We start from the raw sequence: 21,754 nt of genomic DNA on the forward strand, positions 1-21,754 counted from the left end.
GCCGGTTCGTGCAGGCGACTTGCGCTGCTCGGCCGAACGGTCTGCCGGTCCCCGGAGCACCGATGAGTTCCGGCGCGTCCCCCGGTCTACCTCTCCGTCAGGCGTACCGAGCCCAACACCGAGCAGGAGAAGGCGACATGAGCGTGACGACCTCGCAGACGCAGACCCGGACCGACTCCCGGCACACCGCCGGCTTCCTTTCCACGCGCCCCGTATGGCTGGTCGGCGTCCTGGCGACGCTCGCCGGTGCCGTCGTGACCGAGGCGTTCGCGCTCGTCGCCCGGGCCGCGGGCGTCCCGATGGAGGCGGCCGGTCCCGGCGCCGAGGAGGCCGCGGCCATCCCCGTCGGCGGCTTCGGCGGCGGCGTGGTGTTCTGGTCGGTCGCCGGGATCGTCCTGGCGGTGGTGCTCGCCCGCTGGGCGAAGCAGCCCGCCCGCACCTTCACCGTGACCACCGTCGTCCTCACCGCACTGTCCCTCGCCGGTCCGGCCGTCGCCCCGCACACGGCCACGTCCACCCAGATCGTCCTCGCCCTGTCGCACGGGGTGGCCGCCGCGGTGATCGTCCCCCTGGTGGCACGGCGGCTGTCCCACGTGCGGAGGTGACGCCCTCGACTCCCACGATCCCGACACCGGCCCGTCGCGCTCACCGCGGACGGGCCGTCGTCGTGCACCACGCGACAGCCCCGAACGGCCCAACGGCACTGCGCCGTAGGAGGCGACCGTGGATGAGCGGTGTGACCGTGGTGGAAGGGATGCGCGTGCACCCCTGAAGCGTGTGCACACCCGGACGAGGAGACGCGATGGCGGAGGGACTGGCCGAGGGCGGCACGGCGTGCGCTGCCACGAGAGGCGGCGAGGATCCGCCCCCCGACCGGTCACCGGACGCCTTCGAGCGGGTGAGCGCCGTCGCCGACGCCGTCCTCTACGAGGGCTATCTCCTCTACCCCTACCGCCGGTCCTCGGCCAAGAACCGCGTCCGATGGCAGTTCGGGGTTCTGTTCCCGAGGGACTGGGTGGAGGCGGACGGCTCCGTGGCCCCGGGTGTCTCCGGCTCCGCCGACTCCTGGTACCAGCAGACCGAGTGCCTGCTGAGGATCCGGCGGCCCGGCAGTGCGTCCGTACGTGTGCGGATCCGTCACCTCCAGATGCAGCGCAAGCAGGTGGAGGAGAGCCGGGAGGGCCGTCATCACGTCGTCGAGTCGCTGCGCACCGCCGACGGCACGACGCATCTGACCTTCGACGAGGCCGTGCCGCGTGAACGCGAGGTCGAGGTCCCGCTCGACGAGCTCCTTCGGGGTGGACACACCGTCCCCGTGGTCGCAGCGGCCGGAGTGGACGTCGAGCCACTGCCCGGTCACGCCGGGCGGGTGGTGCGACACCGCGACGAGGTACGGGCCGACATCACCGTCACCGCCGAGCAACTGTCGGACGACCTCTGCCGGCTCCGCGTGCGCACCACGAACACCGGGCCCGCACCGGAACCGCGGACCGCTCGTGACGAGGCACTGCGCCGGGCCCTCATCGCCACCCACACGCTCATCGGCGGCGATGGCGTGGAGTTCGTCTCGCTGATCGACCCGCCGACGGACCTGAGCGCACTCGCCCGTTCGTGCCGGAACGAGTTCACCTTCCCCGTCCTCGGCGGCGACGACGGCGACGTCCTGCTCTCCGCGCCCATCATCCTGCCCGACCACCCCCAGGTGGCCCCCGAGAGCCCGGGCGACCTGCACGACGCCGCGGAGATCGACGAGATCCTCACGCTGCGCACGATGCTGCTGACCGACGAGGAGAAGCGCGAGGCGCGGGCCACCGACCCGAGGGCGGCGGCGATCCTCGACCGCGTCGACACGATGCCGCAGGAGGTCTTCGAACGCCTCCACGGCGCCGTCCGCTCCCTGACACCGGCCACCCCTGCGACTGCGGCGCCTGCGGGTGCCGCGCCTGCGACTTTGGCGCCTGCGGGTGCCGCGCCCGTGACGCCCGCGCTTGCGACTTCGGCGGCCGGGGCCCCCGCGACCCCGGCGCCGGGGACTGCCGCGCTTGCGACTTCGGCGCCCGGGGCTGCCGCCCCCGTGACGCCCGCGCCCGTGGCACCGGTGCCTGGGACTGCCGCGCCCGTGCCGGTGCCGGGGACTGCCGCGTCCGTGACCCCAGCGACTGGGACTCCCGCCCCCGTGACGCCCGCGCCCGTGGCACCGGTGCCTGGGGCTGGCGCGCCCGTGACGTCCGCGCCTGCGACTCCGGCGCCCGGGGTTCCCGACCCCGTGACGCCCGCACCCGTGACCCCGGCGCCTGGGACTCCCGCCCCTGTGACCCCGACGCCGGGGGCTCCCGCTCCCGTGACACCCGTGCCGGCGACCCCGACGCCCGCGCCCGCGGCCCCGGTGCCTGGGACTGCCGTCCCCAGGACCTCGGCGCCTGGGGCTCCCGCTCCCGTGACACCCGTGCCCGTAACACCGGTGCCTGGGACTCCCGCCCCTGTGACCCCGACACCCGGGGCTCCCGCCCTCATGACGCCCGCCCCCGCGCCCCCGGCGCCCACGCCACCCACCCCCACCGACCGCCCCGCGTGGTGGCAGGAGGGCGCCGACGACGGCCTCTCCCCGGTCACCGACACCGTGCTCGTCGGCGGCGTCCCGCTGGGCGGCGGGAGTCGCGTGCGGCTCTGCCCCCGGGGACGCGGTGCCGATGCCCAGGACATGTTCCTGGCCGGCCGCACCGCCGAGGTCGCCGCCGTCTTCCACGACGTGGACGGGAGCGTGCACCTCGCCGTCACCCTCGACGACGACCCCGCGGCCGAACTCCACTCCTGGTACGGCCGCTTCCACTACTTCCGGCCCGACGAGCTCGAACCCCTCGAACCCGCCGGATCCCCGGACGAGCCGTCGGCACCGGCTCCCGCCGCAGCCCCTTCGCGGCACACGACCGACTCCGAGACCCCCGCAGCGGAGGCCGAGTGATGACCACACACAGCAGCACCACCGAAGTCAGCAAGGAACCCGACCGGACCGAGGAACGGCAGGGCATGGAGGAGATCCACATCCTCTGGATCTCCGAAGGCATGAGCTGCGACGGCGACACCGTCTCCCTCACCGCCGCCGGCCAGCCCTCCATCGAGGACCTGGTGCTCGGGCTGATCCCGGGCCTGCCCAAGGTGAACCTCGTCAACAAGGTGCTCTCCCCGAGCCTCGGCGGCGAGGACTTCCTCGCCCCCTACCGGGCGGCCGTACGCGGCGAACTCGGCCCGTTCATCCTCGTCATCGAGGGCTCGATCCCCAACCAGAACATCATCGAGGGCGACGGCTACTGGACGTCCTTCGGCAACGACCCGGAGACCGGCGAGCCGCAGACCCTCAACTGGTGGATCGACCAACTGGCCCCCAAGGCCTGGGCGGTGGTCGCCGCCGGCACCTGCGCCACCTTCGGCGGCATCCACGCCATGTCCGGCAACCCGACCGGCTGCATGGGCCTGGCCGACTACCTGGGCTGGGACTTCACCTCCCAGGGCGGCCTGCCGATCGTCAACGTGCCCGGCTGCCCCATCCAGCCCGAGAACTTCATGGAGACCCTGGTCTGGGTCCTCTACCACGCGGCCGGCTCCGCGCCCCCGCCCCCACTGGACCACATGCTGCGCCCGCAGTGGCTGTTCGGGAAGACGGTCCACGAGGGCTGCGACCGCGGCTCGTACTACGAGCAGGCCAGCTTCGCCAAGGACTACAACTCGCCCAAGTGCCTGGTCAAGGCGGGCTGCTGGGGCCCGGTCGTCAACTGCAACGTGCCCAAGCGCGGCTGGATGGCGGGCATCGGCGGCTGCCCGAACGTCGGCGGCATCTGCATCGGCTGCACGATGCCCGGCTTCCCCGACGCGTTCATGCCGTTCATGGACGAGCCCCCCGGCGGAACCCTGTCGTCCCTGGCCATCAAGCCGTACGGGGCCGTCATCCGCCGCCTGCGCGGCATGACCAACGAACTGGTCAACCACGAGCCCAGATGGCGCCACAACAAGCGCAAGCTGACCAGCGGCTACGACCCGCACTGGCGCCCCTGATGAGACCCGCGACCCATCCCACCACCGACAGTGAGGGGCAGTACCGCAGATGACCACCACCGAGGCCCGGCCCACCGAGCGCAAACCACCCCAGCTCGTGGACATGTCCTGGGATCCCATCACCCGGATCATCGGGAACCTGGGCATCTACACGAAGATCGACTTCGCCAACCGGGAAGTCGTGGAATGCCACAGCACCTCGTCGCTGTTCCGCGGCTACTCGGTGTTCATGAAGGGCAAGGACCCGCGCGACGCGGGCTTCATCACGTCCCGGATCTGCGGCATCTGCGGCGACAACCACACCACCTGCTCCGACTACGCCCAGCAGATGGCCTACGGCGTCAAGCCGCCCCCGCTGGCCGACTACATCGTCAACCTCGGCGAAGCGGCCGAGTACATGTTCGACCACACGATCTTCCAGGACAACCTGGTGTTCGTGGACTTCTGCGAGGCGATGGTCAAGGCCACCAACCCCGGTGTGCTGGCCCGCGCCGAACGCACCGAAGCGCCCCACGGGGACATCCACGGCTACCGGACGATCGCCGACATCATGCGGGCCTTCAACCCCTTCGAGGGCGAGGTCTACAAGGAAGCCCTGAAGATGAGCCGGATCACCCGTGAGATGTTCTGCCTCATGGAGGGCCGGCACGTCCACCCGTCCACGCTCTACCCCGGTGGCGTCGGCACGATGCCGCAGCCGAACACCTTCACCGACTACCTCAGCCGGCTCATGCGGGTCATCGACTTCGTGAAGAAGGCCGTCGCCCTGAACGACGACGTCTTCGACTTCTTCTACGAGGCGCTGCCCGGCTACGAGGAGGTCGGCCGCCGCCGCGTCCTGCTGGGCTGCTGGGGCGCCTTCCAGGACCCCAAGACCGTCGACTACCGCTACGAGACGATGAACTCCTGGGGCAAGGACATGTACGTCACCCCCGGCATCATCGTCGACGGCGAGCTGGTCACCAACAACCTCGTCGACATCAACCTCGGTCTGCGCATCCTGCTCGGCAGCTCGTACTACGAGGACTGGGTCAACGAATCGCCCTTCGTCACCCACGACCCGCTCGGCAACCCCGTCGACATGCGCCACCCGTGGAACCAGACCACCGTCCCGGTGCCGCAGAAGCGCGACTTCGCCGACAAGTACAGCTGGGTCATGAGCCCGCGCTGGTTCGACCAGCGCACCGGCGACCACCTCGCCCTGGACACCGGCGGCGGCCCGCTCGCCCGCTTGTGGTCGACCGCGCTGAACGGCCTGGTCGACACCCCGTACGTCAAGGCCACCGGCCACAGCGTGCGCATCTCCCTGCCCAAGGGCGAGAAACTGCCGGAGACGACCCTGGAATGGCGCATCCCGCAGTGGAGCAACACCATCGAACGCGACCGCGCCCGGCCGTACTTCATCGCCTACGCGGCCGCCATGGCCCTCCAGTTCCTGGAAGAGGCCATGGGGCTCGTGCGCGCGGGCGAGACCAAGGTGTTCGAGAACTACGAGGTGCCCGACGAGGCGATCGGCTGCGGCTTCCACGAGGCGGTGCGCGGCGTCCTCTCCCACCACCTGGTGATCAAGGACAAGAAGATCGCCAACTACCACCCGTACCCGCCCACCCCGTGGAACGCCAGCCCCCGCGACAAGTTCGGCACGCCCGGCCCCTACGAGGACGCCGTCCAGGGCCAGCCCATCTTCGAGGAGAACGGCCCGGACGACTTCAAGGGCGTCGACATCATGCGCACGGTCCGCAGCTTCGACCCCTGTCTGCCGTGCGGTGTGCACATGTACGTCGGCAAGGGCAAGACGCTCACCACCCTGCACTCGCCCACCTACGGGGCGAACCATGGCTGAGACCGTCGGCACCCGGCTGGCCGACCCGGACGTCGAGGCCCGGCTCGCCCGGCTCGACGAGGTGCTGGAGAGCCTCGAGCCCCTCCCCGGCGCCGCCACGGAAGCGGTCCGGCTGCTGACCGAGGTCTACGGCGAGGCCCTGGCCCGCGTCGTGGACCAGGCGGACGAGCAGCTGGCGGAACGCCTGGCCGACGACGAGCTGCTGGGCCATCTGCTGGTGCTGCACGACATCCACCCCGAGCCCGCCGAACGCCGGGCGGCCCGCGCGGTCGAACGGCTGCGGCCCGCCGTACGGGAGCGCGGTGGAGACGTGGAGTGGGCCGGTGTTGATGGGCAGGTCGGGCGGGTGCGTCTGACCACGGGCGGCTGCGGCTCCGGCTGCGGCGGTGGCGGCTCCGACGTCACCGACGCGGTCCGGGAGGCGGTGCTCGCCGTCGCTCCCGAGCTGACGGCGGTGGAGCCGCTGCCGAGCACGCCGGCGCCCGCGTTCGTCCCCCTGACCACGCTGACGCACCGAGGCGCACGGTGACCACCGACGGGGCACTGGCCCGCCTCATCCGCTCCTCGGCCGACCGTACGGCGGCGACCGCGGTGGAGAGGTGCGAGCTGTGTGCCGCGCCGGTCGCCGACGAGCACGCCCACCTGTACGACACCGGGCAGGAGGAGGTGCGCTGCGTCTGCGGCCCCTGCTCGGTGCTGTTCGCCGGCGCCGGCGCGGGCGACGGGCACTACCGGCTCGTGCCCCGGCGCCGGGTCCGGCTGCCCCACGTCGACACGGCGGTGCTGGGCGTACCCGTGGGCCTGGTCTTCTTCGTGCCCCGGGCGGACGGCACCGTCACGGCGGAGGGCCCGAGCCCGGCGGGGGCCATGCGGTGGGAGGTGGACGCGGCGGCCTGGCAGGAGCTGGCCGGGACGTGTCCGCAGCTCGCCGGCGTGGAACCCGATGTGGAGGCCCTGCTGGTGAACACCGTCCACGGCCTGGACCACCACTGGATCGTGCCGGTCGACGTCTGCTACCGGATGGTCGCCCTCGTACGCAGGGAGTGGCGCGGCCTGTCCGGCGGTGGCCGGGTCTGGCCGGCCGTCGAGCGGTTCTTCGAGGAGCTCACCGAGCGGCCGTGAACACGCACTCCGCAGGCCGGAGGCGAGGAAGGAGAACACCCCATGGGCAGCATCAGAGTGGGCCGTGCCCAGGCGAGGCCCGACACACCCGGGCACGTCGCCGGCATGCACCAGGGCAACAAGGGACGGTACGACGAGCAGAAGGGACACCACGAGGACGGCACCGCCGACGCGCGCCGCTCCACGGGGATCCACTGGAAGCGGCATGACGCCCTCGCCGAGACCATGCCGAACATCTCGCCGGGATGAGAGCCGTGATGAGAGACCAGAAAGGCGCCGCAATGAAAGTCCGACGAACGCGCAGACCCGTCGCGCGCAGGCGAGGCGGGATGAACGGGCAGCGGGTGCTGAAGGCCGAGGCCGCCCTGGTGGGCGGTGTGGCCCTGGCACTGTTGTGCTGGGAGATTCCCAGCCTGAGGCGGGAGGTGCGGATCTGGCGGATGGCCGGCGGTTTCCGCGCCGGGCACCGCTACCCGTGAGCCGGCCGTGCACGAACTGTCGATCGCGACCGCGATCATCGAGCGGGCCGACGAGCTGGCTCGGGCGGACGGGACGGACGCCGTCTCGGCGGTGACCGTCCGGGTCGGCGAGCTGGCGGGCGTCGTCCCCGACGCCCTGGACTTCGCCTTCGAGGTGGCCCGCGACGGCACCGCCCTGGCCGGGGCCCGGCTCGTGGTCGAGCAGGTCCCCGCGCTGGCCTGGTGCGGTCCGTGCGCCGAGGAGTTCCCGGTGGGCATGCCACCGTTCTTCTGGTGCCCACGCTGCGACCAGCCCTCCAACGACCTGCGCAGCGGCCGGGAGCTGGAGATCGCCGGGATCGAGCCGGCACCGGCCCCGGCATAGCGAACAGCCCCGCCGATCCGTCGGCGGGGCCCTTTCGCGCTGCTCAGCAGATACGCGGCAACTGCTCTCCGAGGGGCAGATCCACCACCCGGGTCCCGCCCAGGCCGGTGGCGACCACCACCATCCCGGGGTGGTCGGCGACGCACTCGCCGATCAGCGTGGCCCCGGCGCCCTGCGGGTGGGCACGCATCGCGGCGAGCACCTGCTCCGCCTCCTCCGGCGGTACGAAGGCGACCAGCCTGCCCTCATTCGCGACGTAGAGGGGATCGAGCCCCAGGAAGCCGCACGCGTTCGCCACCGCGTCCGGCACCGGAATGGCGCGCTCCTGAAGCCGGACCCCGGTCCCCGAGGCACGGGCGATCTCGTTGAGCGACGCCGCCAGGCCGCCCCGGGTGGGATCGCGCAGCACATGGATGTCCGGAGTGACGGCCAGCATCGCCGCCACCAGATCCGCCAGCGGCGCGGTGTCGCTGGCGATCTCCACCCCGAACTCCAGCCCCTCCCGCACGCTCATGATCGCCACCCCGTGCAGGCCGATCGGCCCGCTGACGATCACGGCGTCGCCGGGCCGCGCACGCTGGGGCCGGATGTCCACCCCGTCCGGGACGAGCCCGACACCGGCGGTGGTGACGTACACACCGTCGCCGTGCCCGGACTCCACCACCTTGGTGTCGCCCGTGGCGATGGTGACCCCGGCGGTCTCGGCCGCCGCACCCATCGCGCGGGCGATCCGCTCCACGACGGTCAGCTCGACGCCTTCCTCCAGCACGAACGCGGCGGAGAGGTACGCGGGCCGCGCACCGCTCATCGCCAGGTCGTTGACGGTGCCGTTGACCGCGAGGTCGCCCAGGCTGCCGCCGGGGAAGAACAGCGGCCGGACGACGTAGGAGTCCGTGGAGAAGGCCAGCCGCGCGCCGCCCAGTTCGAGGACGGCGGAGTCGGCGAGACCGGCGAGGGTGGCGTTGCCGTAGGCGGGCGTGAAGACCTGCTCCATCAGCTCCGCCGACAGGGCTCCGCCGCCGCCGTGGCCCATCACCACGACACCCTGGTCGCGCAGCGGGGCGGGGCAGGTCCAGTTGGCCGGGTCGACGACCTCGGCGAGTTGCTCAGGCAACGGGAGTCACCCCTTCCTGGGTGGCGCGGCCGGCTTGCGGCGTCGGGGCGTTCATCCGGCGGTACAGGTAGTAGGCCGCGCAGGCGCCCTCGCTGGAGACCATGGTGGCGCCGAGCGGGGTGCGCGGGGTGCAGGTGGTGCCGAACGCGGCGCACTCGGTCGGCTTGATCAGCCCCTGGAGCACCTCACCGCTGCGGCACTCCGCGGGCTCCTCGGTACGGATCCCCGTGACGTCGAAGCGGTGCTCGGCGTCGTACGCGCGGAAGGTGTCGCGCAGCCGCCAGCCACTGGCCGGGATCCGGCCGATACCGCGCCAGGACCGGTCGGTGACCTCGAACACCTCCTCGATCATGCGCACGGCGGCCGGATTGCCCTCCTCGCGCACGGCACGCGGATACGCGTTCTCCACCCGGTGCTCGCCCCGCTCCAGCTGGCGGACCGCCCGTCGGATGCCCTCCAGGATGTCCAGCGGCTCGAACCCGGTCACCACCATCGGCACACCGAACCGCTCGGCCAGCTCCGGGTACTCCGCCGTGCCCATCACGCTGCACACGTGCCCGGCGGCCAGGAAGCCCTGCACCCGGCAGGCCGGAGCCGTCATGATCGCCTCGACGGCCGGGGGCACCCGCACATGCGACACCAGCAGGCTGAAATTGCTCAGACCCAGCCTGCGCGCCTGGTGCACGGCCATCGCGTTGGCCGGGGCCGTGGTCTCGAAGCCGATCGCGAAGAACACCACCTCCCGCTCCGGGTGGCGGCGGGCCAGCTCCAGGGCGTCGAGCGGCGAGTAGACCACGCGCACGTCGCCGCCCTCGCCTTTGACCCGGAACAGATCGCGGCCGGTGCCCGGCACCCGGAGCATGTCGCCGAAGGAACAGAAGATCACCCCGGGCCGCGCGGCGATCTCCAGCGCCTTGTCGATGACCTCCAGCGGCGTGACACAGACGGGGCAGCCGGGGCCGTGGATCAACTCGACCTGCTCGGGAAGCAGTTGGTCGATGCCGTGCCGGATGATCGAGTGGGTCTGCCCGCCGCACACCTCCATCAGGGCCCACGGCCGGGTCGCGGTGGCCCGGATCTCGTCCAGCAGCCGCCGGGCCAGCTCCGGGTCGTTGAACTCGTCGATGTACTTCACGCCGTTCCCGCCTCCTTCGCCGCCTGCTCCCAGGCGTCGCCGAACTCTTCCTCCAGCAGCCCCAGTTCCTCGAACAGCTTGAGCGAGGCCAGGGCCGACTCCTCGTCCAGGCGCTGGAGCGCGAAGCCGACGTGCACGATGACGTACTCGCCCACCCGTACCTCGGGCACGTACTCCAGACACGCCTGTTTCTGCACTCCGCCGAAGTCGATCAGTCCGGTGAGCGGATCCGCGCTGTCGTCGATGGCCACGACCTTGCCGGGCACTGCCAAACACATGGGTCACTCCTCCTGTCGTAGGTGCGCCGCGACCACCAGCTGGCCGAGGGCCAATCCGCCGTCGTTCGGGGGGACTTCGCCGTGGCGGAGCACCGCGAATCCGTCGCCGGTCAGGAGGCGCGCGCACTCCTCCTCCAGCAGCGCGTTGGCGAAGACCCCGCCGCTGAGGGCGACGGTGGCCAGGCCGGTGTCCCGGCGCGCACGCCGGCAGATCTCCGCGACGGCCCGTGCCACCGCGCGGTGGAAGCGGGCGGCGAGTACGGGGGCCGGGGTGCCGCGCCGCAGATCGGCGACCAGGGCGCTGAGCACGGGTGCCGGGTCCAGATCGCCGCCGAAGGCGTACGCCGAGGTGTCGGCGTCCCAGGCCGAAGCGGCCGCCGCCTCCAGTTCCAGGGCGGCCTGGGCCTCGTACCCCGCGCGATGGCACACGCCGACGAGCGACGACACGGCGTCGAAGAGCCGGCCCATGCTGGAGGTCGTCACACAGGCCAGACCACGCTCCAACTGCTTCTGCAGTAGCTCCAGTTCATCGGCTGCGCAGGCCTGGACGCAGGGCAGGCCCGCGTCCCACGGCAGGCCCGCCGCCCACAGCCGGGCCAGCGCCAGGCGGCACGGGTTGGCCACGCCCGCGTCGCCGCCGGGCAGCGGGGCGGGGGCCAGATGGGCGTAGCGCCGGAAGCCGCTGTAGCCGGCGAGCAGGATCTCGCCGCCCCAGACAGTGCCGTCGTCGCCGTAGCCGGTGCCGTCGAAGGCGACGCCGATCACGGGTGCGGAGCCGTCGAGACCGTGCTCGGCCATCGCGGAGGCGATGTGCGCGTGATGGTGCTGGACCAGCACCGGGGCGTGCCCGGCCAGCCGGGCGGCCCACCTCGCCGAGTGGTATCCGGGGTGCCGGTCCGCGGCGACGACGTCGGGAGCGACGCCGGTCAGGCACCGCATGTGCGCCTCAGCCCGCCGGGCCGCCTCCAGGGTGGTCAGATCGCCCATGTCCCCGATGTGCGGGCCGAACCAGGCGTGGTCGCCCTCGCCCAGGCACAGGACGTTCTTCAGATCGCCGCCCACGGCGAGCGCGGGCCGCACCGGTACCGGCAGCCGCAGCGGGCGGGGCACGTACCCCCGGGACCGGCGCAGCACCTGCTCGGTGCCGTCGGGGCGCACCCGCAGCAGGGAGTCGTCACAGGGCGAGGCGATGGGCCGGTCGTGGGCGAGCCACGCGTCGGCCAGCCCGGCGAGCCGGGTCAGTGCCTCGTCGTCGTCCGTGACGATCGGTTCTCCCGAGCGGTTGCCGCTCGTCATGACCAGCACGCGCGGCCCCGGCGGATCGCCGGGCAGGCCGAACAGCAGGGTGTGCAGGGGCGTGTAGGGCAGCATGACGCCCAGGTGGGGGCTGCCGGGGCAGACGCCGGACGCGAGACCCGACTGCTCCGCGCGCCGGCGCAGCAGGACGATGGGGCGCCGGGGGCTCGTGAGGGCGGCCAGTTCGGGCGTGGAGAGCACGGCGATCCGCCGTACGGTGTCCAGGTCGGCGCACATCACCGCGAACGGCTTGCCGCCGCGTGCCTTGCGGCTGCGCAGCGTCGCGACGGCCCGTGCGTGGGTCGCGTCGCACGCCAGGTGGTAGCCGCCGAGGCCCTTGACGGCGACGATCCGCCCGGCGGCCAGCAGCGCCCGTGCCACCGCCAGGGCGTCGGCGTCCCGCGCCGGGCGGACCTCGCTGCCGGGCGCGGGCACCAGGCGCAGCCGGGGACCGCAGCCGGGGCAGGCCACGGGCTGGGCGTGGAAGCGTCGGTCGAGGGGATCGCCGTACTCCCGGGCGCAGTCCGCGCACATCGGGAAGCCGGTCATGGTCGTGACCGCCCGGTCGTACGGCATGCCCGTGGCGATGGTGAAGCGGGGCCCGCAGTGGGTGCACGTGACGAACGGGTGCCGGTGCCGGCGGTCGGCGGGATCGGCCAGTTCCCGCAGACAGTCGGCGCAGGTCGCCGTGTCGGGCGGGAGATGGGTGCGGCCCAGGGAGTGGTCGGTGGCACGGATGGCGAAGGTGTCCTCGGCGCCGGTGACGGGCAGGTCCTCGAACCCGACACCGGTGACGGCGGCCAACGGCGGAGGCTCGGTCGCCAGCCGGTCGCAGAAGCCGGCGACACGGTCCGGCGGGCCCTCCACCTCGATGAGGACTCCGTTCGCCGTGTTGCTCACGAACCCCGCGAGCGAGAGGTCGGTGGCCAGGCGGTGCACGAAGGGGCGGAACCCCACGCCCTGCACGGTGCCGCGCACGGTGACGCGGCGGCGCACCGCCTGTGTGACGGGCGCTGTCACGAGACGAGGCCGGCTTCGGCGCTCTCGTGCGTGTGCGGGCGGGGCGTCAGCGGAGGCCGGTGCACCGGGGCCCCGTCCCGTACGGCGAGCACCCGCTCCAGTAGGGCGTCGACGCCGGCGCCGGTGCGGGCGCAGGACCGCAGCACCTCCACCCCGGGGTTGACCCGCTGGACATGGGTGTCGAAGGCGGTCTCGTCGAACCCGGCGGGTCCCGCCAGGTCGGTCTTGGTCAGCACCACCAGATGGGCGGACCCGAAGGCCGTCGGGTACTTCAGCGGCTTGTCCTCGCCCTCCGTCACCGCCATGAGCACGATCCGCAGACGCTCGCCGAGGTCGTAGGACGCCGGGCAGACGAGGTTGCCGACGTTCTCCACGAACAGCAGCGAGGTGTCCTCGGGGAGCCAGCTCTCCACATGGCCGCGCAGCTGCCGCGCCTCCAGATGGCACAGCCCGTCCGTCAGCAGCTGCTTCACCGGGGCTCCCGAACGGGCCAGCCGGTCGGCGTCGTTCTCGGTCGCCAGGTCGGCGGTGAGCGCGGCCACCGGAAGGCCCCGCTCCACCGCCCGGGCGAGCACCCGCCCGAGCAGCTCCGTCTTGCCGCTGCCCGGGCTGGACAGCAGATTGACCACGCTCACGCCACGGCGGGCCAGCGTCTCGCGCAGGCCCGCGGCCAGACCGTCGTTCTTCGCCAGGACGGCCTGAGTGACCTCGTCCACGGAATCGCACATGGGCGCCGCTCCTCGCGGTCGGTGGGGAAATCGGTCCGCCACCGATCCTCGGCGCCGTCCCTCACGGTGCCCGGCAGCCCGGCGGGGACAGGGCGGGGGATTCGTCCGGGCGGCTCAACGGGGGTGTGGCCGCCGGGTCGGCCAGCAGCACCGGGACCATGGCGTGCAGCGCCGCGACGGCCCGCCCGACCGCTTCGCGTACCGTCGCGCTGATCCCCGGGGCGATGTCCTCGTCGGCCGGTGCCCGCAGTTCCGGCTCGCAGGCCAGGACGAGGACGCGCGGGAGCGGCTCGTCACCCAGGTGGGCGGCCAGGGCGAGGACCTTCGCCGGGTCCATGCCGTGCGCCTCGGGCGGGGCGCCGGCCGTGGCGCGGCCGGGCAGGTCCGGCTCGATCAGCGACAGGGTGCCCGGCTCGTGCCCCCGTACGGCCGCGTCGACCAGGACGGCCGTGTCGTAGCCGTCGAGGAGTGCGTACGCGAGGTCCAGGCCGCGGATGCCGAAGTCCCGGACCCGGACCTCGGGCGGCAGCGGACGCCGGTCCAGGGCACGGATCACCTCGGGGCCGAAGGCGTCGTCCGCGAGGAAGATGTTGCCGACGCCCGCCACGAGCAGCCGCGTCCTCATACCGCGTCTGCGGGGGCCAGCGGCCGGGCGGAGCCGGTCGGGTTCTTGCGGACGAAGGCGGACCGCAGCCCGTGGTACGGGGCCTGCGGATCGAAGAAGATGGCGCGCATGCGGGCGAGTTCGCTCCGCCGGTGTTCGGCGAGGGGACGCTGGAGCTCGTCCGCGTGCCGTGCCGTGGCCTTGGCGGTGATCCGGCGGGCGAGATCCGGGTCGCCCGCCACCTCGCCGGCCAGACGCTCGACCTCCGCGGCGAACTCCTGGGAAGGAACCGGCACCAGACGATCCACCAGCCCGATCCGCTCGGCCGTCGCGGCGCTCACCGGCAACGCCTCGCTCGTCAGCCGCTCGGCCGTCTCGGCTCCCACGCGGCGCGGCAGCGAGTACGTCCAGAACTCCGATCCGTACAGGCCCATGTTCCGGTAGTGCGGGTTGAGGACGCTGCCCGTGCGGCACCAGACCTCGTCGGCGGCCAGGGCCAGCATGACACCGCCGGCCGCCGCGTTGCCGCCGAGCGCCGCCACCACCAGCCGGTCGGTGGTGCGCAGCACGGCTTCGACCAGGTCGTTCATGGCGGTGAGGTTGGACCAGGACTCGCCCGCCGGGTCGCTCGACGCCTCGATGACGTTCAGGTGGATGCCGTTGGAGAAGAAGTCGCGGGCGCCGCCGAGCACCAGTACCGAGGTGGAGCGGGTGAGCGCGTACCGGTAGGCGGCGAGCAGCCTGCGGCAGTGGTTGGTGCTCATCGCCCCGCCCGGGAACGAGAAGGACAGAAAGCCGATGCCGTCCCGCTGCCGGTAGCGGATGTCGGACCAGGTGGTGCGCTTCGGCGGCAGTTCGAGCGGGGCGGCGATCTCCGGCAGCCAGTACGGGCGGTCGTTCGAACCCGGCATGCCCGGGCCGCTGCCGGGCGGCGCCGGGAAGGAGGAGAGGACCGAGGCCGCCGGGCGGCGGAAGGGGGCCGGGTCGCCGGAGCTCTTGCGGGGGCGCAGTTCCGGGATCCACACCGCGCCGTCCCGGGTGGCCCGGCACAGAGCGCCGGACCGGGTCGCGAGCAGCTCGCCCGGCCGGCCGCGCAGCCGGTCCTCGGGATGCCCGCCGTGCAGGAACACCTCCCGGCCGCAGAGTTCGTCCAGGACGCCCGGCTGCGAGTCGGCCCCGCGGAGCTTGCGCAACACCGTCTCCGTGCTGTCGTTCTCCCAGTCGATCCGCCGCTGTTCCTGGCGGAAGAAGTCCCGCCACACCACACGGATCCCGGGATCGCTCTGCGGCCGCGGCTTGAACGATCCGTCGGCGTACCGCCGCACGGCCAGCAGCACGGCGGCCACGGCGGCGTCGGACAGTTCATTGCGGTACACGTCGCTCTTGCCGGCCGGCGGCACCGGGAAGGCCCCGTCCGCCCAGATGTCTCCCGCGTCCATCGCCGCCTCGGCCTGGAGCACCGTCACGCCCCACTCGGGCTCCTCCTCGGCGATCGCCCAGTCCAGCGACGACGGGCCCCGGTCGCCGGGCGGCCCCGGATGCACGATGAGACAGGTGTGTTCCTGCCACACGTCCTCCGGCAGGGCGGACTTCAGCATCGGGGCGACGATCAGTTCCGGGCGCACCTCGCGCACGGCGGCCCGGACCGCGTCGGGCCCGTGGGAGGCGAGGACGACGTCCACGTGGTGCCCGTGGTCCGACAGTTCCGCGTACACACGCTGGGTCAGGCTGTTGAACGCGCTGGCGACGAGCAAGATGTCCATGACATCGCATGGTCGCCGGTCCGGGGAGGCCCGCGAAGGACCACGGCGGCGTTTCGCCTGTCTTCCCGGGCCTCTTGCTCCATCCGGATCGCCCGCTGTCCGTTCTCGACGTCCGGGCGGGCTTCTGCCCGGTGGGCTAGGCTGTGCGGCCATGAATACCGGGACGGCTTCGCGCCACACACGGATCGGTGACCCGGTGCTCTTCTGAGCGCCGTACGGGCCGGTGCGGGCCCGGTGTTCGATCGAGGATCCTGCGTTGCTGCGCGGGCTCCGCCTCCGTCGTGTTGATCACAGGCTCGGCACATCAACCACGACAGGAGAGCGGAACATGCCCATCAAGACGCTGCAGATCCCCACCCCGGACGGCCGGGCCGACGCCTTCGCCGCCTTCCCCGACCACCGCGAGCGGCACCCGGGGGTGCTGATGTACGCGGACGGCTTCGGCATCCGGCCCGTGCTGCGGGAGATGGCCCGCGAACTGGCCGGGCACGGGTACTACGTGCTCGTCCCCAACCCCTTCTACCGGCACGGCCCGGCACCGGTGATCGACCTGCCCGAGCACATCGGAGAAGAGGTCCGGCCCGCGCTCATGGCCCAGGTGATGCCCTTGATCGAGAAGCACACCGCCGAACGTGTCCTGAGCGACGCCGACGCCTACCTCAGGTTCCTCACCACTCAGCCCGAGGTCGGCGCCGGACCAGTCGCGGTGACCGGCTACTGCATAGGCGGCCTCCTCGCGACGCGCACGGCCGCGGCCCACCCCGGCCGAGTGGCCGCCGTCGCCGCGTTCCACGGGCCCGTGGGCGCGGACGGGCCCGACGCCCTCGCCGGGATCACCGCCCAGGTCCACTTCGGCCACGCCGAGAGCGACCTGACGCCGCAGACCCTCGGCGAGCTCAACCGGGCCCTGGACGCCGCCGGTGTCCGCTACACCTCCGAGATCTACCCGGGCACCATCCACGGTTTCACCATGGCCGACACCGACGCCTTCGACGCCGCCGGACTGCAGCGCCACTGGGACCGCCTGCTCCCCCTCCTCGACCGCACCCTGGCCGGCAGCTGACCGACAGGGGCTACTCGCCCGAAGGCGCCGTCAGCGGGACACCCAGGCCGACCGGCGTGCCGAAGTTCGGCGTGCCGTCGGCGTTCCAGGTGAACTTCTGGGCCCTGGTCGAACGGTTCATGTCGCAGCCGCCGTTCGCCGAACTGTTCGCGTGGTACACCATCCAGTCCTCCGTGCCGTCCGGTGACTTGAAGAAGCCGTTGTGACCGGGGCCGTACACCCCATTGGCGCCTGACCGCTGGAAGACCGGGTTCGGCGACTTGGTCCAGGAGGAGGAGCTGAGCGGGTCGCCGCCGTTGTACGTGAGCATGCCCAGCTTGTAGTCGGGCGTCGAGCAGTGGCTGGCGGAGTAGACGATGAACGTCTTCCCGTTGCGCTGGAGCACCTCGGCGCCCTCGTTGACCGCGCCGCCGACCGTCTCCCAGCTGTAGGTGGGGGTGGACAGGATCCGGCGGGTGCCGCTCGCGGTCCACGGGTTCGACAGCGGCCGGATGAACATCGGCTGCGATCCGTTGTAGAACGTGCCGAGCAGGTAGAGCTTGCCGTTCAGCTGGAGGATGCCCGGGTCCAGCTCCCAGGTGTCGTCCTGGGCCGGGTCGAGCAGGTCGGCCTTGAAGGTGTAGGGCCCCATGGGGTCCAGGCCGGCGCTCTCCAGGACGTGGATCCGCTGGGTGCCCAGGTCGTACGGCTCCCGCCCGGCGGTGTAGTAGAAGTACCAGCGCTTGCCGTTCGGACCGTCGAGCAGATGAAACTCGGGCGCCCACATCGTGCCCGCCCCGTTGGGCCGGGTCAGGTGGAAGACGACCTGCTCGGTGGCCGTGGCCAGTCCCGCCAGAGTGCGGGACTTGCGCATGGTGATCGTCGAGTTCCAGGTCGTGGTGGCGAGGTAGTAGTAGCCGTCGTGGTAGGTCATCCAGGGGTCGGGGCCGCGCTGGGCGATCGGGTTCGTGAAGGTGTTCGGGCTCGGGCCGCCGCCGGTGAAGCCGGGCAGCCGCCACACCCTGCCGTTCGCAGTGGAGCACGGCAGTTGCACCAGGCCGGTGTCCGACGCCGGCGAACCTCCGCCGGGCGTGACGCACTTGCCCGAACTCGCGGAGACCAGGTTGAAGGTCTTGTCTCCGCCGCCGGCCGGCACGAGCCGCCACCGCTGGTTGGTGCCGCCGTGGCAGGGCCACTGGATGATCGGCGCGTTGTCCGCCGCGGAGGCACCGTGGACGTCGACGCACCTACCGGACCGGGTCGTGATCGTGTACGTGTCGCTCGTCCCCGGGACGGGGGCGAAGCCGAGGATCTGGTTCGCACCGGAGTCGCACGCGAAGGCACGCAGCTGCGTCCCGTCGGCCGTCGAACCGCCCGGCAGGTCCAGGCAGTTGCCGCCGTTCTGGTTGACCCCCGTCGAGGTGAAGGCGACGGCGGCGGCAGCGGGCGGCGGCGCGGCCAGGAAGGCGACCGCCAGGGTGAGTGAGGCGAGGAGCGCGGACAGACATCGGGAACGGGTCACGGGCCGTACACCTTTGCTTCGAGGAGGCCGACGGAGTTGGAGCCGTTGCTGGTGAGCTGCACGCGCAGTCGCGTGGTGTTCGTCGCGGTGAACGTGACGGTGTTGTACCGGTTCTTCGCCACCGGGTAGCCGCTCGCACCGGGCACGTCCACGTAGGCACTGCCGTTCCAGTACTGGAGCTTCCACGAGGCGGGCATGTCGATGCCCTGGTCGTCGTCGAAGAAGTACACCTCGGCCTTGTTCAGCGTCTTCGCCGACGGCCAGGTCAGCTCGGCCCACTGCTGCCCGCTCTCCGGCCAGGTGCCCCAGCGCGGATTCGCGGTGTCGTCGGACGAGGGCGGGTCGACCCCGTCGTTGACGGCGGTGACGCTCTCCCAGGGGGAGGTGTACGAGGCGGACGCCGTCGCCGACGGTGCCAGGTTGGCGGATGGCTGGGTGCCGCCCCGGTGGTGGACCTTGATCTCGGTCAGGCCCGTCTTCGCCCCGGAGGCGTGGGTGAGCAGGACCCGGACGCGCTGGGCACTGATCGCCGGGAACCGCACCAGGTTGTAGTTGGCCCGGGGTGCGGCCGGGCTCTTCGTCTGCTCGGGCACGTTCACCCAGGAACTGCCGTTGTGGTACTGGACCGTGTACGCGGACGGAGCCCGGTAGGTCGTGCTCGCCGGGCGGCTGTCCTTGAAGTACAGGCGTATCTCGTTCAGCGTCCGGGCGGTGCCGAAGTTCAGTTCGTACCAGTCCTGGCTGCCGGCGGAGCCGCCCGCGCCCCAGAACGGCTCGTTGACGGGATAGCCGTCGACGGCGCCGGAGACCGTGCTCCCCGGCCCGGTGTGGGAGGCGGACGCGGTCGCTCCGGAGGCGAGGTTCGCCAGGTCGGCGGTGAGGTCGACACCGGCCTTGGCGAGCATGTCGACCATGCGGGGACTGTCCTGCACGACCTGCGTGGGAGCCTTCAGCCCGGGGACGGCCGTGTGGTGGGTGACCGTGCCGCTGGTGGTGACCTCGCCGGTGGCCGGGTCCCAGGTGAAGGGCACCAGGGAGCTGACGGTGGCGGCCCGGTCACCGTTGACGTAGATCGAGTAGCCCTCCGGGATGCCCGGGTAGCGCGTCACGCCGTCGGCCGGATCGTCCCAGACGATGGACAGGTCGGCGCCCCGGTAGCGGAGGTTGTTGACGGTGAAGTGGGACCAGCCGATGTCGATGGGGGAGAGCTCGACCTTCGCGTCGCCCCGCGGCCGCAGGCCCGCCACGTCCTCGATCACGGTCCAGTTGCTGCTGCCCAGGATGTTGTGGTGGATCCACGAGCGGTAGCTGATCGAGTTGCCGTTCCAGTCGGACCAGAACTCGTTCGCGTCCGGCCACTGGGTGTTGCCGCCGACGTACTGCGCCCAGGTGTTCCAGTAGAGGAGCTTCTTGTAGTCGGTGGCGTTCATCCAGGAGTTGGGGTAGTTGCGCAGCACCGAGGAGTAGAGCCGGAACTGGACGGTGGAGTTGATGGTGGAGAAGTTGTTGGAGCCCGGTTCACCGGCCTCGGCCGCCGCCTTCTTGTCGGCCTGGTTGGCCGTGTAGAAGGGGAAGACCGGGTACTGGGCCGGGTCGTCGAAGAGCCGCAGGGCCTGCCGGTACGTCGCCGTGTCGGGGACGGCGCCGACCGAGAACGGGTAGTAGTTGTTGATCTCCTTCCAGGGCACCCACTCGTTCGTCGACTTCAGCCGGTGCTCGAACAACTGCCGGCTGGGGTTCCACAGCACATTGACGATGGCGTCCTTGATCTGGTTGGCCAGCGTGCGCATCTCGCTCGCCTTGGCCGTGTTGCCGGTCGCCTCGTACGCCTGCGCGGCGGCCAGTGCCCCGCTGTACTGGTAGGCGGACTCGGCGCGGTCCATGTTTCCGGGCTTCCAGTGGAAGGAGACCGCGTCGGCGTCGTTGCCCGTCAGGGCGCCCCAGTCGTACTCGATGAGCTTGTTGTCGTCGTGGTCGTAATGGGCGAGCTGACCCTTGACGTCACCCTCGGCGTACCGGGCGAGACTGGCGGCGATGGCCGGCTGGCCCCCGTGGATCTGGTAGCTCTTCCAGGCCGCCTCGGCGATGTACTGGGTGTAGCTGTTGGACCAGTTCTCCGGGTCGCCCGGGTTGTCCATGAACCGGCCGCCCTTGGAGGTCTGGCCGACACCGATCCAGTCGCCGTAGGCGTAGGACGGGTCGCGCAGGTACTTCAGGTCGTCGATGTGCATCGGCTGGGTGAGCGCGATGGCGTTGTTGTAGCCGAGGACGCCTTCGGTCGAGGTCGGGAACTGGAAGGTCTGCCCGGGGATGTCGGCGTCGAGGTGGTTGAAACGCATCAGCCACCAGCGGTAGTAGATGTTCTTCTTGATCGCGGGCTCGGGCACGTCGATGTAGGGGACGTTCTGCGCCCACCACCGGTTGTAGGCCCTGACGTGGGTCGCGAAGGCGGTGGCGGCCGAATAGCCCGCGTAGGCCTCGTACTCCGTGCGGGACTCGGGGATCTCGTCGGTGACGAAGCCCATGACCACCTTGGCGGTGACGGTGGCCCCGGCCGCGACCGTCACCGACCGGTCGAGGCCGCCGCCGGAGGCCGCGAACCCGTCACCGGTGAGCCGCGGGCGGATGGTGGTGAGGTTGTTGTAGGCGTTCACCTGCCCGGTCAGCTCGCTGCCGCTGCCCGTGGTGGCGTAGGGAGAGGTCGCCCGTAACCGGAGCGTGGTGGAGGCGGTGCCGTTGTTCCTGATCGACAGGTTGGTCACGGCCACGTTGTTGTCCGTGATGAACTTCGTCTGGTCGACCGTGACCGAGCCGCTGGTGTGCACGCTCTTCCAGTGGCTGGGCGTCTGCCGGCGCTGTGCGACCTGTTCGGTGAAGGTGCCGGGGGACACCGCGACGGTGTAGGCGTTGTCGCCGGTGATGCTCTCCCAGTAGGCGACCTTGCCGCCGAAGCCGAACCGGGCGGGGTCGTGCTCCTTCATGAAGACCGCGCGTCCCCTGCTCATCAGCCAGGGTCCGGCCGGATCGTTGCCCGAGCGGGCCAGCAGGCGGTCCATCCAGAAGTCGGTCCCCGAACTCTCCGCGTCGTAGATCGCCCGCATCATGTCGCCCGGCGTGTGGGCGACGGGCGGGGCGGGGATCGAGGGGCCGCTGAACGTGGGGAACCCGATGGTCTGCGCCGCCGCGGCCGGACCGGCCGGGACGAGGCAGCAGACACCGAGCACCAGTGCGGCCGGCAGTACCAGTGGTCTTCTCATCGGATGCTCCCTGTCCGGACCGGGAAGAGCACGGAAACGACCTAAAAGGTTTTCGCAACGTAGGAGGGAGCTGATGAAGTGTCAAGGGAGCTGTATGAGACAAGAGTTGGAGGGCTAGGCGATGCGGTGGGGCCGAC

Annotated in this window: 19 protein-coding genes; 10 read left to right on the forward strand and 9 right to left on the reverse strand. The window is 71.7% G+C overall.

Annotated elements, in window-relative coordinates:
* The first annotated feature begins 137 nt into the window (after window positions 1-137).
* The 9 genes from QF034_RS38155 (at window position 138) to hypA (ending at window position 7,858) form a co-directional block, all read left to right on the forward strand.
* Window positions 138-605 (forward strand): DUF6069 family protein, encoded by a 468-nt coding sequence (locus QF034_RS38155; RefSeq protein ID WP_307179225.1) that lies wholly within the window; start codon window positions 138-140, stop codon window positions 603-605.
* A 197-nt stretch (window positions 606-802) separates the two neighbouring features.
* Complete coding sequence (locus QF034_RS38160) at window positions 803-2,962, forward strand: hypothetical protein (protein WP_307179226.1); 2,160 nt, start codon at window positions 803-805, stop codon at window positions 2,960-2,962.
* Window positions 2,962-4,050, forward strand: a complete 1,089-nt coding sequence (locus tag QF034_RS38165; RefSeq protein WP_307179227.1) for an NADH-quinone oxidoreductase subunit B family protein — start codon at window positions 2,962-2,964, stop codon at window positions 4,048-4,050. The genes QF034_RS38160 and QF034_RS38165 overlap by 1 nt, the downstream gene beginning before the upstream one ends.
* Before the next feature lie 49 nt (window positions 4,051-4,099).
* A complete protein-coding gene (locus tag QF034_RS38170) occupies window positions 4,100-5,893 on the forward strand; it encodes a nickel-dependent hydrogenase large subunit (RefSeq protein WP_307179228.1) in 1,794 nt (597 codons plus the stop codon).
* On the forward strand, window positions 5,886-6,422 hold the full coding sequence (locus QF034_RS38175; protein ID WP_307179229.1) for a NifU-related iron-sulfur-binding protein: 537 nt from the start codon (window positions 5,886-5,888) through the stop codon (window positions 6,420-6,422). Before QF034_RS38170 ends, QF034_RS38175 begins: the two co-directional genes overlap by 8 nt.
* On the forward strand, window positions 6,419-7,015 hold the full coding sequence (locus tag QF034_RS38180; protein ID WP_307179230.1) for a DUF5947 family protein: 597 nt from the start codon (window positions 6,419-6,421) through the stop codon (window positions 7,013-7,015). The genes QF034_RS38175 and QF034_RS38180 overlap by 4 nt, the downstream gene beginning before the upstream one ends.
* 42 nt (window positions 7,016-7,057) lie before the next feature.
* A complete protein-coding gene (locus tag QF034_RS38185) occupies window positions 7,058-7,264 on the forward strand; it encodes a hypothetical protein (protein WP_307179231.1) in 207 nt (68 codons plus the stop codon).
* Between the two features lie 80 nt (window positions 7,265-7,344).
* On the forward strand, window positions 7,345-7,494 hold the full coding sequence (locus QF034_RS38190) for a hypothetical protein (RefSeq protein ID WP_307179232.1): 150 nt from the start codon (window positions 7,345-7,347) through the stop codon (window positions 7,492-7,494).
* 7 nt (window positions 7,495-7,501) lie between these two features.
* Window positions 7,502-7,858, forward strand: a complete 357-nt coding sequence (gene hypA, locus QF034_RS38195) for a hydrogenase maturation nickel metallochaperone HypA (protein WP_307179233.1) — start codon at window positions 7,502-7,504, stop codon at window positions 7,856-7,858.
* 43 nt (window positions 7,859-7,901) lie between these two features.
* Here the strand turns inward: hypA and hypE are convergent, their stop codons facing one another.
* The 7 genes from hypE to QF034_RS38230 all read right to left on the reverse strand — a co-directional run bounded on the left by hypE (window position 7,902) and on the right by QF034_RS38230 (window position 15,796).
* On the reverse strand, window positions 7,902-8,972 hold the full coding sequence (hypE, locus tag QF034_RS38200; RefSeq protein ID WP_307179234.1) for a hydrogenase expression/formation protein HypE: 1,071 nt from the start codon (window positions 8,970-8,972) through the stop codon (window positions 7,902-7,904).
* Window positions 8,965-10,107: a hydrogenase formation protein HypD gene (hypD, locus tag QF034_RS38205; RefSeq protein WP_307179235.1), complete on the reverse strand. Its 1,143-nt coding sequence runs from the start codon at window positions 10,105-10,107 to the stop codon at window positions 8,965-8,967. The genes hypE and hypD overlap by 8 nt, the downstream gene beginning before the upstream one ends.
* Window positions 10,104-10,385 (reverse strand): HypC/HybG/HupF family hydrogenase formation chaperone, encoded by a 282-nt coding sequence (locus tag QF034_RS38210; protein ID WP_037671093.1) that lies wholly within the window; start codon window positions 10,383-10,385, stop codon window positions 10,104-10,106. Before QF034_RS38210 ends, hypD begins: the two co-directional genes overlap by 4 nt.
* A 3-nt stretch (window positions 10,386-10,388) precedes the next feature.
* Entirely contained in the window at window positions 10,389-12,701 is a 2,313-nt protein-coding gene (hypF, locus tag QF034_RS38215) for a carbamoyltransferase HypF (protein WP_307179236.1), read from the reverse strand.
* On the reverse strand, window positions 12,698-13,429 hold the full coding sequence (gene hypB, locus QF034_RS38220) for a hydrogenase nickel incorporation protein HypB (RefSeq protein ID WP_307179237.1): 732 nt from the start codon (window positions 13,427-13,429) through the stop codon (window positions 12,698-12,700). The genes hypF and hypB overlap by 4 nt, the downstream gene beginning before the upstream one ends.
* Window positions 13,430-13,490: 61 nt before the next feature.
* Window positions 13,491-14,054 carry a hydrogenase maturation protease gene (locus QF034_RS38225; protein WP_307179238.1) on the reverse strand — a complete coding sequence of 188 codons (564 nt, stop codon included), beginning with the start codon at window positions 14,052-14,054 and terminating at the stop codon, window positions 13,491-13,493.
* Entirely contained in the window at window positions 14,051-15,796 is a 1,746-nt protein-coding gene (locus QF034_RS38230) for a hydrogenase maturation protein (protein WP_307179239.1), read from the reverse strand. The genes QF034_RS38225 and QF034_RS38230 overlap by 4 nt, the downstream gene beginning before the upstream one ends.
* A gap of 328 nt (window positions 15,797-16,124) precedes the next feature.
* On the opposite strand from QF034_RS38230, the gene QF034_RS38235 reads away from it, so the two are divergent.
* A complete protein-coding gene (locus QF034_RS38235; protein ID WP_307179240.1) occupies window positions 16,125-16,859 on the forward strand; it encodes a dienelactone hydrolase family protein in 735 nt (244 codons plus the stop codon).
* Between the two features lie 10 nt (window positions 16,860-16,869).
* Here the strand turns inward: QF034_RS38235 and QF034_RS38240 are convergent, their stop codons facing one another.
* Both QF034_RS38240 and QF034_RS38245 read right to left on the reverse strand, forming a co-directional pair.
* A complete protein-coding gene (locus QF034_RS38240) occupies window positions 16,870-18,360 on the reverse strand; it encodes a family 43 glycosylhydrolase (RefSeq protein ID WP_307179241.1) in 1,491 nt (496 codons plus the stop codon).
* Window positions 18,357-21,617 (reverse strand): discoidin domain-containing protein, encoded by a 3,261-nt coding sequence (locus QF034_RS38245; protein ID WP_307179242.1) that lies wholly within the window; start codon window positions 21,615-21,617, stop codon window positions 18,357-18,359. The genes QF034_RS38240 and QF034_RS38245 overlap by 4 nt, the downstream gene beginning before the upstream one ends.
* Between the last annotated feature and the right edge of the window lie 137 nt (window positions 21,618-21,754).

Origin of the sequence: Streptomyces africanus (assembly GCF_030816955.1) — a bacterium.
GTDB lineage: Bacteria > Actinomycetota > Actinomycetes > Streptomycetales > Streptomycetaceae > Streptomyces > Streptomyces africanus.

What these genes read in the sequence shown, in the direction of transcription:
- QF034_RS38175 (WP_307179229.1), top strand. Translation starts at nt 5,886, where the DNA reads ATGGCTGAGACCGTCGGCACCCGGCTGGCCGACCCGGACGTCGAGGCC.
- QF034_RS38225 (WP_307179238.1), bottom strand. Translation starts at nt 14,054, where the DNA reads ATGAGGACGCGGCTGCTCGTGGCGGGCGTCGGCAACATCTTCCTCGCG.
- QF034_RS38155 (WP_307179225.1), top strand. Translation starts at nt 138, where the DNA reads ATGAGCGTGACGACCTCGCAGACGCAGACCCGGACCGACTCCCGGCAC.
- QF034_RS38185 (WP_307179231.1), top strand. Translation starts at nt 7,058, where the DNA reads ATGGGCAGCATCAGAGTGGGCCGTGCCCAGGCGAGGCCCGACACACCC.
- hypB (WP_307179237.1), bottom strand. Translation starts at nt 13,429, where the DNA reads ATGTGCGATTCCGTGGACGAGGTCACTCAGGCCGTCCTGGCGAAGAAC.
- QF034_RS38230 (WP_307179239.1), bottom strand. Translation starts at nt 15,796, where the DNA reads ATGGACATCTTGCTCGTCGCCAGCGCGTTCAACAGCCTGACCCAGCGT.
- QF034_RS38245 (WP_307179242.1), bottom strand. Translation starts at nt 21,617, where the DNA reads ATGAGAAGACCACTGGTACTGCCGGCCGCACTGGTGCTCGGTGTCTGC.
- QF034_RS38160 (WP_307179226.1), top strand. Translation starts at nt 803, where the DNA reads ATGGCGGAGGGACTGGCCGAGGGCGGCACGGCGTGCGCTGCCACGAGA.
- QF034_RS38210 (WP_037671093.1), bottom strand. Translation starts at nt 10,385, where the DNA reads ATGTGTTTGGCAGTGCCCGGCAAGGTCGTGGCCATCGACGACAGCGCG.
- QF034_RS38190 (WP_307179232.1), top strand. Translation starts at nt 7,345, where the DNA reads ATGAACGGGCAGCGGGTGCTGAAGGCCGAGGCCGCCCTGGTGGGCGGT.
- QF034_RS38165 (WP_307179227.1), top strand. Translation starts at nt 2,962, where the DNA reads ATGACCACACACAGCAGCACCACCGAAGTCAGCAAGGAACCCGACCGG.
- QF034_RS38170 (WP_307179228.1), top strand. Translation starts at nt 4,100, where the DNA reads ATGACCACCACCGAGGCCCGGCCCACCGAGCGCAAACCACCCCAGCTC.
- QF034_RS38235 (WP_307179240.1), top strand. Translation starts at nt 16,125, where the DNA reads ATGCCCATCAAGACGCTGCAGATCCCCACCCCGGACGGCCGGGCCGAC.